Origin of the sequence: Microcystis sp. M53602_WE12 (assembly GCF_030065455.1) — a bacterium.
GTDB classification, from domain to species: domain Bacteria; phylum Cyanobacteriota; class Cyanobacteriia; order Cyanobacteriales; family Microcystaceae; genus Microcystis; species Microcystis aeruginosa.
On the sequence record NZ_JASJFB010000635.1, the window covers coordinates 1 to 12,596 of the forward strand.

The window sequence follows — 12,596 nt, forward strand, 5'->3', positions numbered from 1 at the left end:
AATCCTTATCTGGCAAGAGACTTAATTGATTAGTTCGCTCTAGATAAGAAATAATTGACAAAAATCGCTAAATGCCTTTCTATATAAGGGTTCCATCCCTTATAACCCCCGTCCATTGCATAACACAAACCGAAGAGCCAAAATCAATAACTAAAATTTTATAGCTATACCTATGACCACTCCCACGATCGAGTTTTTTGTCGGTTTATCAGAAGAATTAAGCGGTGTTAGTCTCCGCAAAAATAAAAGTACCGGGATTCGCAATGTCCTGATGACTTTTAAAACCCTGAAAGCGATCGAACGTTTCCAAAGTTTCACCACCCGCACCTACGGCGATCTCCGTCTCACCGATGAGGAAGGAGTGATTATAGTTATTCCCAACTCGACTAAGTTTATTTTTGGAGGAGATGAAGGAGATGAAATTCAACGGGTAGAATGTGGTTTTGAAATCACCGATGAACACTGGGAGCGTTTTCTGCGCTTTATGAATCGTTATGCAGCCGCTAACGGGATGGGGTATCAGGATAAGTGAGAAGTGGGAAGTGGGGTGTAGGGTGTGGGGTGTAGGGTGTGGGGAGAACAAATAAAAATAATCTCCTGACTACCGACTTGAAAGAGGGTGTAGGGTGTGGGGTGTAGGGAAAGAAACATCTTTCATCTGTGGGGGTGAAAATTTTTTCATCGGGACTGACTCCTGAACTCTGATAGCCAAAAACCAGCTAAAATAAGGATAAATTTAGTCAAGAAACCATGAAAATAGCGATTACTGGGGCGACGGGATTTGTGGGTAGTAGATTGGTGGTCAAACTCTATGATCGCGGCGATGACATCCTAATTTTGACTCGCAATCCCGATAAAGCCCGAAGAATTTACCCAAAGTCAATCTATCCTAAGATAGAGATTATTCCCTATATCGCCACAGAATCGGGGGATTGGCAAAAAGAGATTTGCGGATGTGACGCGGTGATTAATCTAGCGGGAGAACCGATTTCGGAACGCTGGACCGGTGAAGCAAAACGAGCAATCGTCGCTAGTCGGGAAATCGGCACCGAGAAAATTGTCGAGGCGATCTCGCGTAGCGAGCGCGTTGCGACCGCACTGGCCGACCAGAAACCGAAAGTTTTAATTAACTCCTCGGCGATCGGTTACTATGGAACCAGTGAAACCGCTAGTTTTGACGAAAATAGCCCTCCCGGTGACGATTTTCTGGCAGATGTCTGTAAAAAGTGGGAAACAGCAGCCCAAAAAGTTAAAGATTACGGCACTCGTTTAGTCATTCTTCGCACGGGTATTGTTTTAGGCAATGGGGGGGCCCTGGGGAAAATGATCCCACCCTTCAAACTTTTTGCCGGCGGACCGATTGGGAGCGGTCGTCAGTGGTTTTCTTGGATTCATCGGGATGATTTAATTAATTTAATTATCTATTGTCTCGATCGCCAGGGAATTAGCGGTACTTTCAACGCTACTGCACCCAATCCCGTCCGGATGAAAGAATTCTGTCAGATTTTAGGGGAAGTAATGAATCGTCCTTCTTGGTTGCCAGTGCCAGATTTTGCCCTCGAAATTCTCTTGGGAGAAGGAGCAAAAATCGTCTTAGAAGGTCAAGAAGTGCTGCCAAAAGCCACTCAAGCGATCGGTTTTGACTATCGTTATCCTAATCTAGAAGCGGCCTTACAAGAAATCGTCCCGAAAATGTAGAAAGCTGATACACTGGGGGGAAAAATTCTCAATACTAACGGTCTATGATGAATCTTTCCGAGCCGACAGCAAATTATTGTTTTTGCACTTTAGCCCTAAGAGAAAAGTATCAAAAATTAACTAAAACTTTGGCTGAAGATTTACAAAAATACGCCCCTCAGAGCAGTCTAGTGGTGGGAACTGATGCCCCTCAGTATTTTGATAATAGTCCCAATGTTATGGCTTTTAAACATACTCAAAAAGGTATTTTACATTGTTATAATGATAAACGCTTTGTTCTAGAAGAAAGTTTAAAGTTATTTCCGACAGCTATTTTTATCGATGCGGATACAAGACTAATAGAATCATTACCGGACAATCTTGATTTTACTCCAGGTATCGTTGGTTGTCATCAGAGTATGGTTGAGCATAATAAAAAATATCGTCCTCGGGATTTACCTAATTTAATCAGGGTTTCTGAAAAACTAGGAATTCCGAGTGAACAAGTAAATTGGATTGGAGAGTCTTTATTTATAGTCACTAGAGATGGAGGGAAAGAGCAAGAGTTTTTGCATTTTTGGGGGAAGATAGCACTCTATTTAGAAATGAAAGGAATGCACAGTGGCGAAGGCAGTATTATGGGACTAGCGGCAGCAAAAGTCGGGTGGACAGTAGATACCGGTGAAGCTTGGTTAATCCTCAAAAATAAAAGCAATCACCTTGATGCCAGTTATCAACCTCCCATTAAAAAAGATTTTTGGCAACCCCTCCAAAAAAGACTAGGCTATCATTATCGTCTCAATTTAGCCCGACTGAATGCCCTAAAAAACTACGATTTTTACTATCGCTAATCTATTTTTCACTCCAGACGGGATGGGAGAATAAAGAGGCGGCCACTCTCACCCCGCGCAGTTGATTTAACAGGGGTAAATGGCCCACGGGAGCGCTTAAATCCCAGATAAATTCCTGCGGGTATTTTGTCCAATTATTGCCATTTTTCCAGCCAATTTTCGGCCAGAGTTTCGGGAAATCTTGACCGACACCGAGCCATAATTTGCGCTGCACCGACCAACCGAATTTCCCTTCCGAATGAACTAACCAAAGATTATCAATAGTCTGAATGTCAACCTTGGGAAAAGCTTCTACTTCCGTAAAATAGACCCATTTCCTCTGTATTGCCCCTTCTCCTGCTAATTCACAGAGTTTTTGACGGGTAAGACTATCGGCAGTTTGAAAATCCTGTTTAGCCAATAATTCCTGTAAAAGTCGATAATCGATACCTTTAGCACTATCGAGGGGAACAACCCCCGTGGGAAAATAATTAGCTAAAAATTCCTTGCTCTGAGCGCTATTATCTTGATAGAGCAATTGATAAGCCTTACCTGTCACCAGATTAACGGGAGTGGGACGCTGGGCTAATAAAAAATCTCTCAATACAGTTAGGCCACCTTCTCCGGCCCCAGCTAATTGTGTCAGGATCTGTAATTGATTTTTCGGCGACTCGGTGGCTAATTGACTCATCTTACGGGTAATATCCTCGCTCTGTTCTTCTACTAACACGCCATTCTGGTCAGTCATATCATCACTTTTAAGACCACTCCTTCAATACTATTACCACTATTTCGGGGTCGCTGCTCGATTTTTTCCAGACAAAAAAGGGATTTTTAGCGGGTGGTTGATCGTACACTGAAAGAGAGAACTATTTTGGTTATCTAGATCACCGACGGTCAAATTTCCCTTGACTGAATCGGTGATGGGCAGAGATTGTAACAAAAATTATCGATTGCTTGACAAAAAACACCGATTATGCTATCAACTGAACCTAAAATCAGCAATTCCGGACAAAAATATTTAGCCTATCAAGATTGTCTATCCCCGAATCAAACCCTGTTACCCCTGACAGCCAAGGTTAATAACCGCGATTGTCTAGAAATCGGTGGTTGCGATGTGACCACCCTAGTGGAGCGTTTCGGTTCACCCTTGTATATTGTCGATGAAGTTACCCTCCGCACTGCCTGTCGTCAATACCTGCAAGGTTTCCAGACACATTATCCCGGAGAATCTAGGGTAATTTATGCCTCGAAAGCGTGGAATTGCCTGGCTGTATCGGCCGTGGTCGCTAGTGAAGGATTAGGTTTTGATGTGGTGTCGGCCGGAGAAATTCACACGGTGTTAACCGCTTTAGACCAGATCAATAAAACTGATGTGCCAATATACTTTCATGGTAATAACAAATCGATCGCCGAGTTAGAATATGCGATCGAGCATAACTGCATTATTATCGTTGATAACTGGCTAGAACTAGAAAATCTGGTTAAATTAGGCGAAAATCGTCCTGATACCCCTATTCCGATCCTGTTGCGTTTAACCCCCGGCATCGAGTGTCACACCCACGAATATATTCGCACGGGTCACTTAGACAGTAAATTTGGTTTTGACCCCCATCAAATCGAAGCGGTATTTGACTATGTTTTAGCTCATCCGCAGCTGAATTGTCTGGGTTTACACGCTCACATCGGTTCCCAGATTTTTGAACGTCAACCCCACCAAGACTTAGCCTCTGTGCTGGCAGATTGGTTTAAATTAGGATTAGAACGGGGTTTACCCCTAGAGCAATTAAATGTGGGTGGTGGTTTAGGAATTCGCTACCTCGAAAGTGATGACCCCCCAAGTATCGAGGAATGGGTGCAAGCAGTGTCCTTAGCAGTGGCCAAAGCTTGTCAGGAAAGAGGTATCGCTTATCCCCTGCTCATTGCCGAACCGGGACGCTCTCTGATTGCCACCGCTTGCGTAACGGCCTATACAGTGGGTAATCGCAAAGAAATCCCCGAAATCCGCACCTATATCGCCGTCGATGGCGGAATGTCCGATAATCCCCGACCGATTACCTATCAATCGGTTTACCGGGCCGTGGTCGCTAACAAAATGAGTCAAGAATGTCAGGAAGTGGTGACAATAGCTGGAAAACATTGTGAATCTGGCGATATTCTAATTAAGGATATTACGCTACCGAAAACCAACCCGGGGGATATTTTAGTGGTTTTAGCCACAGGAGCCTATAACTACAGTATGGCTTCTAATTACAACCGCTTACCCCGTCCGGCGGCGGTAATTGTCCAAAATGGAGAAGCTAATCTGATCCTTGAACGGGAAAATCTGGCGGATTTGCTGCGTCAAGACCGTTTACCGAAAAATTGGGTTTAAAGCCTCGCCCTTTTAGGGCGACTTTATAGGATGTATGATATTAAGAATAGCGGGCAGGGTAAGCAACCGCTTAAAAAACCCAGTCATCAACCGATGAACGCACCTTGAAAACTAGAGTTATGGGGTTCTATAGGGGAATGCTCCTATAGGTAAAAGCTCTAAGCGTCAAGTACCAAAGAAACCAATTATTTTAGAGGTTTTGAACTGTATCGTAGGGCATACGAGAACAGGCTTCTGTAATGGAGCGAAAGTCTGAGGAGAGAACCACCTCTGGGTTGGATTTCGCCAGGAATCTAATTCAAGTGGACTCGTTGAGCCAGAAATTCACAGCAGTGATGCTAGAAGAATCCACGTCCGTTTACGGCGTGGGGTATGTCAACCAATCGACTCTCCTTAATATAAACCTCATCGCTATCGTCCCCCATGTCGGGTTTTTTTCTGGACCCTCGCCGGTTATTGTCCTGGATTCTCAGCCATGGTCTGTCAGTCCTAGACTTTGGGTTAGTTCTCCTCCTTACCTATATGCTGCTGCTAATTATCGGCGAGCGGCGTACCTTTTGGATGGTGCGAGGACTAATCTACTTAATGCTGGCCTCGGTGATTAGCGATGCCCTAGGATTGCGCTTGCTGGGGTTAGTCCTAGAAAAATTGATTTTGGGGGCAGCCGTAGCGATCGCTGTGATTTTTCAGTCGGAATTTCGCCGTTTTTTAGAATTATTGGGCAAAGGTCAAGTATGGGAATTATTTAAAAAAAGTTCCCCCACTCCCAAGACCGATAATGTCATTGATGAGTTAGTGGACGCGGTGAAGGATCTATCTCAAAATCGCACCGGTGCGCTGATGGTATTAGAAACCAGTGGCAATCTCGACACCAAGGTGTTTGTCAATCCGGGAGTGATGCTAAATGGCGAAGTATCTAAGGAATTAATTCAAACTATTTTTCAAACTAAAACTTTACTGCACGATGGGGCTGTATTTATTCGGGGCGATCGAGTGGTGGCCGCTGGTGTTATTCTACCCCTATCGGAGCGCAGTACCTCTAGGCAATTAGGCACCCGTCATCGGGCAGCCATGGGCATTACCGAAAGGCTAGATAATTGTATCTGTATTGTGGTTTCTGAGGAAACTGGCTCGATTTCCCTCGCGTCGGGGGGTAATTTGGATCGGCCTTTAACCAGTAGTAAACTAAAAGAGCTGCTCGAAGCGAAGTTTTCTCCGTCGGGAGAGGGGGAAGTGGTCGCACCGAGTTGGGGACGTTTAGGGCGTACAATTGGCTTAAAAGGTCGTCTAATCTTAGAAAAATTCTCCCGTTCGCCCAGCGCAACCCCGAAAGATAGAAAATGACTGTTAAACCGAGCTTATCACCAGAATTACCTACGGATTTAGATAAAAACCGTTTGCCTCAGCACGTCGCAGTGATTATGGATGGGAACGGTCGTTGGGCGAAAAATCGTGGTTTACCCCGGATTATGGGCCATCAACGGGGAGTAGATGCACTCAAAGACTTGCTGCGCTGTTGTCGCGACTGGGGGATTCCCGCTTTAACTGCTTATGCTTTTTCGACGGAAAATTGGGGTCGTCCCCTGGAGGAAGTAGAGTTTTTAATGACTCTATTCGAGCGGGTTTTGCGGCGGGAATTAGAAGAAATGATGCAGCAAAATGTCAAAATTCGCTTTATTGGTAATTTATCAGCCTTGCCAGAGTCTTTAAGACGGGAAATTGCTAAATCTCAAGCAGAAACTAGCAAAAATTCCGGTATTCAATTTACGGTGGCTACTAATTATGGTGGCCGAGAGGAGATCGTGCAAGCTTGTCAGGCGATCGCTCGTCAGGTGCAACAGGGTTTAGTCTCCCCAGAAGCGATCGATGAATCTCTCTTTGAACAGTATCTTTATACTGCTGGGATTCCTAACCCAGACCTGTTAATTCGCAGTAGTGGGGAAATGCGAATTAGTAATTTTTTACTATGGCAAATGGCCTACGCGGAAATCTATGTTACTGACACCCTCTGGCCCGATTTCGATCGAGTGCAATTTCACCGCGCTTTAAAAGATTATCAGGGTCGTCATCGTCGTTTTGGCAAATTATAAGGGCTGCAGCCCAAATTGCTCAAAATAGCCACTGTGGGGCAGTTAAAGGACAATTTTTGATTTTTACAAGAGGTCTGATCACTTTTAATCTTAAACTCCCTGGGGCAACGGTTAAACTGCGACGAGAGGTCGTTTGTGATCTGCTCGATTTCCCCAATACGGTAATCCGTAAATCGGCTGGAGCTAGACTTTTTCCCCGGCTAAAATAAAATAGGGGAGAGAATAACTATCGACGATAAGCAGTTTTAAGATTATGGGATTCTTTGACTCAGAAGTGGTTCAACAGGAAGCTAGACAGCTATTTGAAGATTACCAGTCTCTCACACAACTAGGCAGCGAGTACGGTAAATTCGATCGAGAGGGTAAAATAATCTTTATCGATAGGATGGAGGAGTTAATGGAACGCTACAAGATATTTATGAAGCGTTTTGAGTTATCTGAGGATTTTTCCGCCCAAATGACCGTAGAACAGCTAAAAACCCAATTAGGTCAATTTGGTATGACTCCCCAAATGATGTTCGACCAAATGCAGCAAACCCTTGAACGGATGAAGGCAGAGATTCGCTAAAATTGCCGATATTTATCGGGTATTGGCTGCCTTTTACCCGATAATGTCCTCTCCAGATTACTGCTCGGAAAATTGGGGTTTCTGCGGTTTTTTGAGAACAATGATCTAATAATTTTAAGTAGGTTAGCTGATGAACTCCAGGCCAGATTCACAAGAGAATATTGAGCCACCTCAGTATAGTGAAAAAACTAACCGCATTCAGGCAATCAGTCAACTGATTAAGGCAATAACCCCGTTAATTTGGGCTATAGTTGTTCTAGTGGTTATCTTGCCTCTTTTAGGGAAAATTTGGCTAGGAACTGCCGGCAATGAACCGTTAAAAACTAGGGTTGCTACCGAAACTAACCTAGAGATTCCCATCACTATACCCGAAAAATCTAACAGTCAAATCGATCGGGAGATTAGCCAAGCTTTACAGACAGCGAGAGCAAATTCTCAAAGCTTCGCCCTAGGAGAAATTGAGGGATGGGTGGAGGAGTTGATGACACGAGTAGATCAGGGTTTTCTGCCTTGGTATTTTAACTATTTCAATCAAAAACAATTTGAGGGCAAGGCCTTTTTAAGCGGATTATACTCCTCGATCGCTCACTGGGTCAATACAGATAATCCACCCCCGGAACAGGTGGTGGCAGAAAATTTGACCAAAACTATTCAAACCGAGTTTACTAAACGGGTAATTCGTCCCCAAGAGGCTCAATTGCGTCTAGAGAGAATTACTAGGGATGCCGTTAATTTATATGTCAATAATTTAAGCAATGAATTAGAGAATATTCAGGCCAGTTATCAAATTCCCCAAGGTAAATGGGATCGTTATCTTAGCGATATAGCCATAACAATTCAAGATACCGAGGGCAATATTTCTAACACATCAATTAAACTTTTAGTCGGTGGTGCCACTGCTTTGGGAGTTAAATCTCTCATCCCAGTGGTGAAAGTGGGCAGCACAGTTTATTTGTCCCTAGCGGGAAAAACCGGGGCGAAAATTGCCACTAAAACCGGTGGAGCAGTAGCGAGTAGTTTTGGCGCAGAATTAATCGATCCAATCGTGGGAATTGGTTTGATAGTTTGGGATTTATGGGACTATCAGCACCGGGTAAACATTGAAAAAACGATTCTGCGGGATACCATTTTTAATTATTTACAGGAAGTCAAATATGATCTAGTCAATAATCATCAAGGTAGCGTCCTTTCCTCTATTTATCAAATTGAAGCCAGTGTCAATAAATCCTTAGTGAGAACCTAAGTAGGGTTGGCTGAAAAAGTTTGTTGGTGGGGTTAGGAGTCAGGAGTACAATTGCATGAATGGGGCTATTATGAGGAATAAAAATATATTTATGAATCTATTCTTTCTATTAAGAGTAAATTAGATACTGGAGTAAAGTTTAAAAAAAACTGAGAAAATACACAAAATCCAGATACGCTAAAAAAGTATATCTTCACTTTCAAAGCGTAAAGCGCGAAAGCGCAAGCGCGTCGGTGAAACCGAGGGTTCCTTCAAACCGACATTTTAGGTAAGTATCTAATCACAATTAATTACACATCTAAGCCACTACTCCGTCAGACTTCTGCTGTGATCAGTAAACAGTGAACTGAAAACTCAAATCCGCTCCCGTCTCCTGTATCCCGTCTCCCGTCTCCTGTCTCGGAGTCTCCTGTCTCGGAGTCTCGACTAGGAAATTAATTTTGCACGACTACTTAAATATAATATTCGAGACCTAATTTTTTTGATTGATTTATTAATAACTTTAATTTATATTCCCTTTCTTGTTGTTTTTTTTACCTATTAGTATAGTCGTTGCTATTTGGGAAGAAATGACTGAGGACAAAGATTAAAAGGAGTATCCCCCATTTCTTCTTATCAAATGGCCTTAGCTCATCATAAAGGTCAAAGGTATTAAAGGTGTAAAGGTTACTGCCAACCGCGCAAATTAAAATAACCCACACAAAAATCAGCCCCTTTTCTGTAAAATTGGCAATAAATGGGACTCAATATGATCAAAAATGCGCGGCATATTTTTAATCCGTAGGGTGCGCTCTTCGATAGCGTAACGCACCGACAATTGTGGTGGGTGATTTTGGTTATGGTGGTGGGTTACGCGTTGCTAACCCACCCTACTGATTTACTTAATCCAAACAGTTTTAACGTTGACAAATTCGCGAATACCTTCGACACTTAATTCCCGTCCAAAACCAGAACGTTTAATACCCCCAAAGGGCAAGCGAGGATCGGATTTAACCATACCGTTAATAAACACACAACCGGCCTCAATTTCGGTAATTAAACGCTCAATTTCTGCGGGGTTATTCGTCCAAGCACTAGAACCTAAACCAAAGGGACTATCATTAGCTAAAGCGATCGCTTCATCGATATTTTTGACTCGAAATAGTAAAGCCACCGGTCCAAAAAATTCCTCTTTTTCCCCCGGAGAACCGACAGGAATATCGGTTAAAATCGTTGGTAGATAAAAGTTACCTTTTCCCTCTAAACGTTGACCCCCCACAAGGACTTTACCACCCATAGCGACGGTTTTTTCGACTTGATGGGCAATTTCCGAGACGATCGATACCGTGGCCAAAGGACCGATATCAACAGTTTCATCGAGGGGATCACCAACTCTTAAAGCTTGGAATTTGGCCACTAATAACTGTTCAAATTGAGCGGCGACAGTTTCCATAACAATAAACCGTTTAGCGGCGATACAAGTCTGACCATTATTTAACAATCGCGCCGTTACTGCCGTAGCCGCTGCCGCCTCGATATCGGCAGTATCTAAAACGATAAAAGGATCACTACCTCCCAACTCCAAAACCACTTTTTTGATCTGTTTTCCTGCGGCGGCCGCTAAACTCATCCCCGCCGGTTCACTACCGGTTAAAGTGGCGGCTTTTACCCGTTCATCGTTAATTAAATCACTAACGCGATCGGCCCCGATCAAAAGAGTTTGAAAAGCACCTTCGGGAAAACCGGCTTCTAATAAAATTCTTTCCACCGCTAAAGCTGATTGGGGGACATTAGAAGCGTGTTTGAGTAGGCCGACATTTCCCGCCATTAAAGCGGGGGCAGCAAAGCGAAATACTTGCCATAAAGGGAAATTCCAGGGCATAACCGCTAAAATCACCCCTAACGGTTGATAACGGACAAAACTGCGACTAGCATCGGTGGTAATCAGCACATCTTCCAGATAACCGGCGGCATTATCGGCATAAAAACGACAAACCAAGGCACATTTGAGGACTTCTGCGATCGCTGATTTGATTGGTTTCCCCATTTCTAAAGTCATGGTTTTAGCCAATGCTACTTGATCCCGTTCCAAAATATCCGCCGCTTGCCGTAACCACTGTCCCCGTTCACTGATGGCGGTGCGGCGATACTGCTGAAAAGTGGCCTCAGCTAGGGCCAATTTCGCCGCCAATTCCTCCGAGGTTAGAGGGGTAAAAGTCTTGAGAATTTCTCCCGTGGCAGGGTTAACTGAAGCGATACCCATATCCCAATTGTCTCCTATCGAGGGCTATATCTCTAGTTTAGTTCTCCGGTTGTCCCGCTGCTGACATAATTCGATCGCTAATTGGATCGCCGCTTGCATACTCTGGGCCCTAGCGATGCCAAGACCGGCGATATCAAAAGCCGTCCCGTGGTCTGGAGAGGTGCGAACAAAAGGTAAACCGATGGTAGTATTAACAGCACAGTCAAAAGCCATTAATTTGACGGGAATTAGGCCTTGATCGTGGTATAATGCCAGATATGCGTCGGCGGGTTGCCCTGCACCGCTAAACCAAGCGCGTCCCGGTTCCACCCAAAGCGTATCGGGGGGGACAAGGCCGATTAATTGGGTTTGCGGGTATTTCTGCGCCATTGACTGCAACCAAGGCTGTAACCAGTCTTTTTCCTCCCTTCCCAGTTTTCCCGCTTCGCCACTGTGGGGATTAAGGCCGGATATGGCGATTTTGGGGCGATCGATGCCGAAATCTAGCTTTAAAGACTCGATCAATAGGTCTAGTTTTCGGGTCATCAGATCGGGGTTAAGAGCATCAGGAACTTCTCGCAGGGGTATGTGGGTAGTGGCGAGGAGAGTGCGTAAGTTATAGCCGGTGTGAGGGGATTTAGCGACGAATAGCATCCCATAACGGTTAATTCCCGCCATGGTAGCTAAAACCTCCGTTTGACCGGGGAAATCATAACCGGCCAACTGCCAACAGGATTTGGCAATCGGACCGGTGACAATACCATCAAATTCGCCCTTGAGGGTGCGTTTTATGGCTTCTTGCAGGTAAAGAAAGCTGATTTCACCACTGTGGGCATCCCCACGCCCGCAAACGATTTTTTCTTGATTGTAGGGCAAATCGATCAGAGAAAAGCGATCGAGAAGATGGGGATCGTGATAGGCTTTTTCGAGAAGCGTTCTTGTCCCGATTAGAGTAATCTGACAACCGGACGAGATTGGGGAATCGGCGATCGCTTTTAACACCACTTCAGGGCCGATTCCGGCGGGATCACCGACGGGGATAACTAGACGGGGAATAAAAGAGGCGAATTCCATAAATTTTGGCCGTCAATATTGCTAATTCTCCCGATTAATCTCATCGTTGACAATCATCAGGAGGGAATAAATCAGTAAACAATCTTCAGTTTACCTAAAATGTCGGATGAATGCCCCCGCTAAATTTTTTGACAAGACATCAACCTTTGCGGGGGATGAAATCCGACCAGGATATTGACTGCGAAGCACGATTTTAATTCTACCATTTGTAGGTAAACTGTGTTATACTTAATTGATCCAGGGTCGAGGATTAATCAATGCTAGTCGTAGAAGCCAAGCTAAAAAACGGGACACCAGAACAATATCACCGGCTTGATGAAGCTATCAAAACTTCTCAGTTTGTGCGTAACTCTTGTGTTCGTTATTGGATGGACAATAAGGGGACAACCCGGAATGATCTTCAAAAGCTTTGTGCGGTACTAGCTAACAATAAAGAGACACCATGGGTTAATAAATTAAACTCTCAAGCTCGTCAATCGGCTGCTGATAGAGCCTGGCAATCAATTAATAGGTTTTACC

12 protein-coding genes and 1 pseudogene are annotated in these 12,596 nt (G+C 44.2%); 9 read left to right on the plus strand and 4 right to left on the minus strand.

Going from position 1 to position 12,596, the window contains the following annotated elements; all coding sequences use genetic code 11:
- The first annotated feature begins 172 nt into the window (after nucleotides 1-172).
- The gene (psb28, locus tag PX482_RS20105) at nucleotides 173-532 is read left to right on the plus strand and encodes a photosystem II reaction center protein Psb28 (protein ID WP_002757021.1); all 360 of its coding nucleotides are present in this window, start codon (nucleotides 173-175) and stop codon (nucleotides 530-532) included.
- On the opposite strand, the gene PX482_RS20110 is transcribed toward psb28, so the two are convergent.
- Nucleotides 520-651 (minus strand): hypothetical protein, encoded by a 132-nt coding sequence (locus tag PX482_RS20110; protein ID WP_283160160.1) that lies wholly within the window; start codon nucleotides 649-651, stop codon nucleotides 520-522. The two genes, psb28 and PX482_RS20110, sit on opposite strands and share 13 nt — an antisense overlap.
- Before the next feature lie 99 nt (nucleotides 652-750).
- On the opposite strand from PX482_RS20110, the gene thyD reads away from it, so the two are divergent.
- Both thyD and PX482_RS20120 read left to right on the plus strand, forming a co-directional pair.
- Complete coding sequence (gene thyD, locus PX482_RS20115; protein ID WP_287971753.1) at nucleotides 751-1,698, plus strand: thylakoid membrane protein ThyD; 948 nt, start codon at nucleotides 751-753, stop codon at nucleotides 1,696-1,698.
- A gap of 44 nt (nucleotides 1,699-1,742) precedes the next feature.
- The gene (locus PX482_RS20120; RefSeq protein WP_002757024.1) at nucleotides 1,743-2,528 is read left to right on the plus strand and encodes a hypothetical protein; all 786 of its coding nucleotides are present in this window, start codon (nucleotides 1,743-1,745) and stop codon (nucleotides 2,526-2,528) included.
- 1 nt (nucleotide 2,529) lies between these two features.
- Here PX482_RS20120 and PX482_RS20125 read toward each other — a convergent pair whose 3' ends face one another.
- Nucleotides 2,530-3,255 carry a GUN4 domain-containing protein gene (locus tag PX482_RS20125; protein ID WP_002757025.1) on the minus strand — a complete coding sequence of 242 codons (726 nt, stop codon included), beginning with the start codon at nucleotides 3,253-3,255 and terminating at the stop codon, nucleotides 2,530-2,532.
- A 228-nt stretch (nucleotides 3,256-3,483) separates the two neighbouring features.
- Between PX482_RS20125 and lysA the strand changes: the two genes are divergently transcribed.
- From lysA to PX482_RS20150, 5 genes are all read left to right on the plus strand, one after another.
- Nucleotides 3,484-4,881, plus strand: coding sequence for a diaminopimelate decarboxylase (gene lysA, locus PX482_RS20130; RefSeq protein WP_288095019.1), 1,398 nt, complete (start codon nucleotides 3,484-3,486; stop codon nucleotides 4,879-4,881).
- Nucleotides 4,882-5,304: 423 nt separating this feature from the next.
- On the plus strand, nucleotides 5,305-6,225 hold the full coding sequence (cdaA, locus tag PX482_RS20135; RefSeq protein WP_002757027.1) for a diadenylate cyclase CdaA: 921 nt from the start codon (nucleotides 5,305-5,307) through the stop codon (nucleotides 6,223-6,225).
- Entirely contained in the window at nucleotides 6,222-6,971 is a 750-nt protein-coding gene (uppS, locus tag PX482_RS20140) for a polyprenyl diphosphate synthase (protein WP_002757028.1), read from the plus strand. The genes cdaA and uppS overlap by 4 nt, the downstream gene beginning before the upstream one ends.
- A 253-nt stretch (nucleotides 6,972-7,224) precedes the next feature.
- A complete protein-coding gene (locus tag PX482_RS20145) occupies nucleotides 7,225-7,539 on the plus strand; it encodes a DUF1825 family protein (RefSeq protein ID WP_002738222.1) in 315 nt (104 codons plus the stop codon).
- Nucleotides 7,540-7,669: 130 nt separating this feature from the next.
- Nucleotides 7,670-8,782, plus strand: coding sequence for a hypothetical protein (locus PX482_RS20150; RefSeq protein ID WP_002757036.1), 1,113 nt, complete (start codon nucleotides 7,670-7,672; stop codon nucleotides 8,780-8,782).
- Between the two features lie 877 nt (nucleotides 8,783-9,659).
- Here the strand turns inward: PX482_RS20150 and PX482_RS20155 are convergent.
- Nucleotides 9,660-11,024: an NAD-dependent succinate-semialdehyde dehydrogenase gene (locus PX482_RS20155; protein ID WP_002757038.1), complete on the minus strand. Its 1,365-nt coding sequence runs from the start codon at nucleotides 11,022-11,024 to the stop codon at nucleotides 9,660-9,662.
- A gap of 24 nt (nucleotides 11,025-11,048) precedes the next feature.
- Entirely contained in the window at nucleotides 11,049-12,077 is a 1,029-nt protein-coding gene (gene pdxA / locus PX482_RS20160) for a 4-hydroxythreonine-4-phosphate dehydrogenase PdxA (protein WP_002757040.1), read from the minus strand.
- 257 nt (nucleotides 12,078-12,334) lie between these two features.
- On the opposite strand from pdxA, the pseudogene PX482_RS20165 reads away from it, so the two are divergent.
- Nucleotides 12,335-12,596: pseudogene (locus PX482_RS20165) on the plus strand (RNA-guided endonuclease TnpB family protein); the annotation flags it as partial.

Bases quoted from the DNA above. Each gene is read 5' to 3' on its own strand.
- cdaA (WP_002757027.1), top strand. From the start codon at position 5,305: ATGTCGGGTTTTTTTCTGGACCCTCGCCGGTTATTGTCCTGGATTCTC.
- pdxA (WP_002757040.1), bottom strand. From the start codon at position 12,077: ATGGAATTCGCCTCTTTTATTCCCCGTCTAGTTATCCCCGTCGGTGAT.
- PX482_RS20125 (WP_002757025.1), bottom strand. From the start codon at position 3,255: ATGACTGACCAGAATGGCGTGTTAGTAGAAGAACAGAGCGAGGATATT.
- PX482_RS20150 (WP_002757036.1), top strand. From the start codon at position 7,670: ATGAACTCCAGGCCAGATTCACAAGAGAATATTGAGCCACCTCAGTAT.
- PX482_RS20120 (WP_002757024.1), top strand. From the start codon at position 1,743: ATGATGAATCTTTCCGAGCCGACAGCAAATTATTGTTTTTGCACTTTA.
- thyD (WP_287971753.1), top strand. From the start codon at position 751: ATGAAAATAGCGATTACTGGGGCGACGGGATTTGTGGGTAGTAGATTG.
- uppS (WP_002757028.1), top strand. From the start codon at position 6,222: ATGACTGTTAAACCGAGCTTATCACCAGAATTACCTACGGATTTAGAT.
- lysA (WP_288095019.1), top strand. From the start codon at position 3,484: ATGCTATCAACTGAACCTAAAATCAGCAATTCCGGACAAAAATATTTA.
- PX482_RS20145 (WP_002738222.1), top strand. From the start codon at position 7,225: ATGGGATTCTTTGACTCAGAAGTGGTTCAACAGGAAGCTAGACAGCTA.
- PX482_RS20110 (WP_283160160.1), bottom strand. From the start codon at position 651: ATGTTTCTTTCCCTACACCCCACACCCTACACCCTCTTTCAAGTCGGT.
- PX482_RS20155 (WP_002757038.1), bottom strand. From the start codon at position 11,024: ATGGGTATCGCTTCAGTTAACCCTGCCACGGGAGAAATTCTCAAGACT.
- psb28 (WP_002757021.1), top strand. From the start codon at position 173: ATGACCACTCCCACGATCGAGTTTTTTGTCGGTTTATCAGAAGAATTA.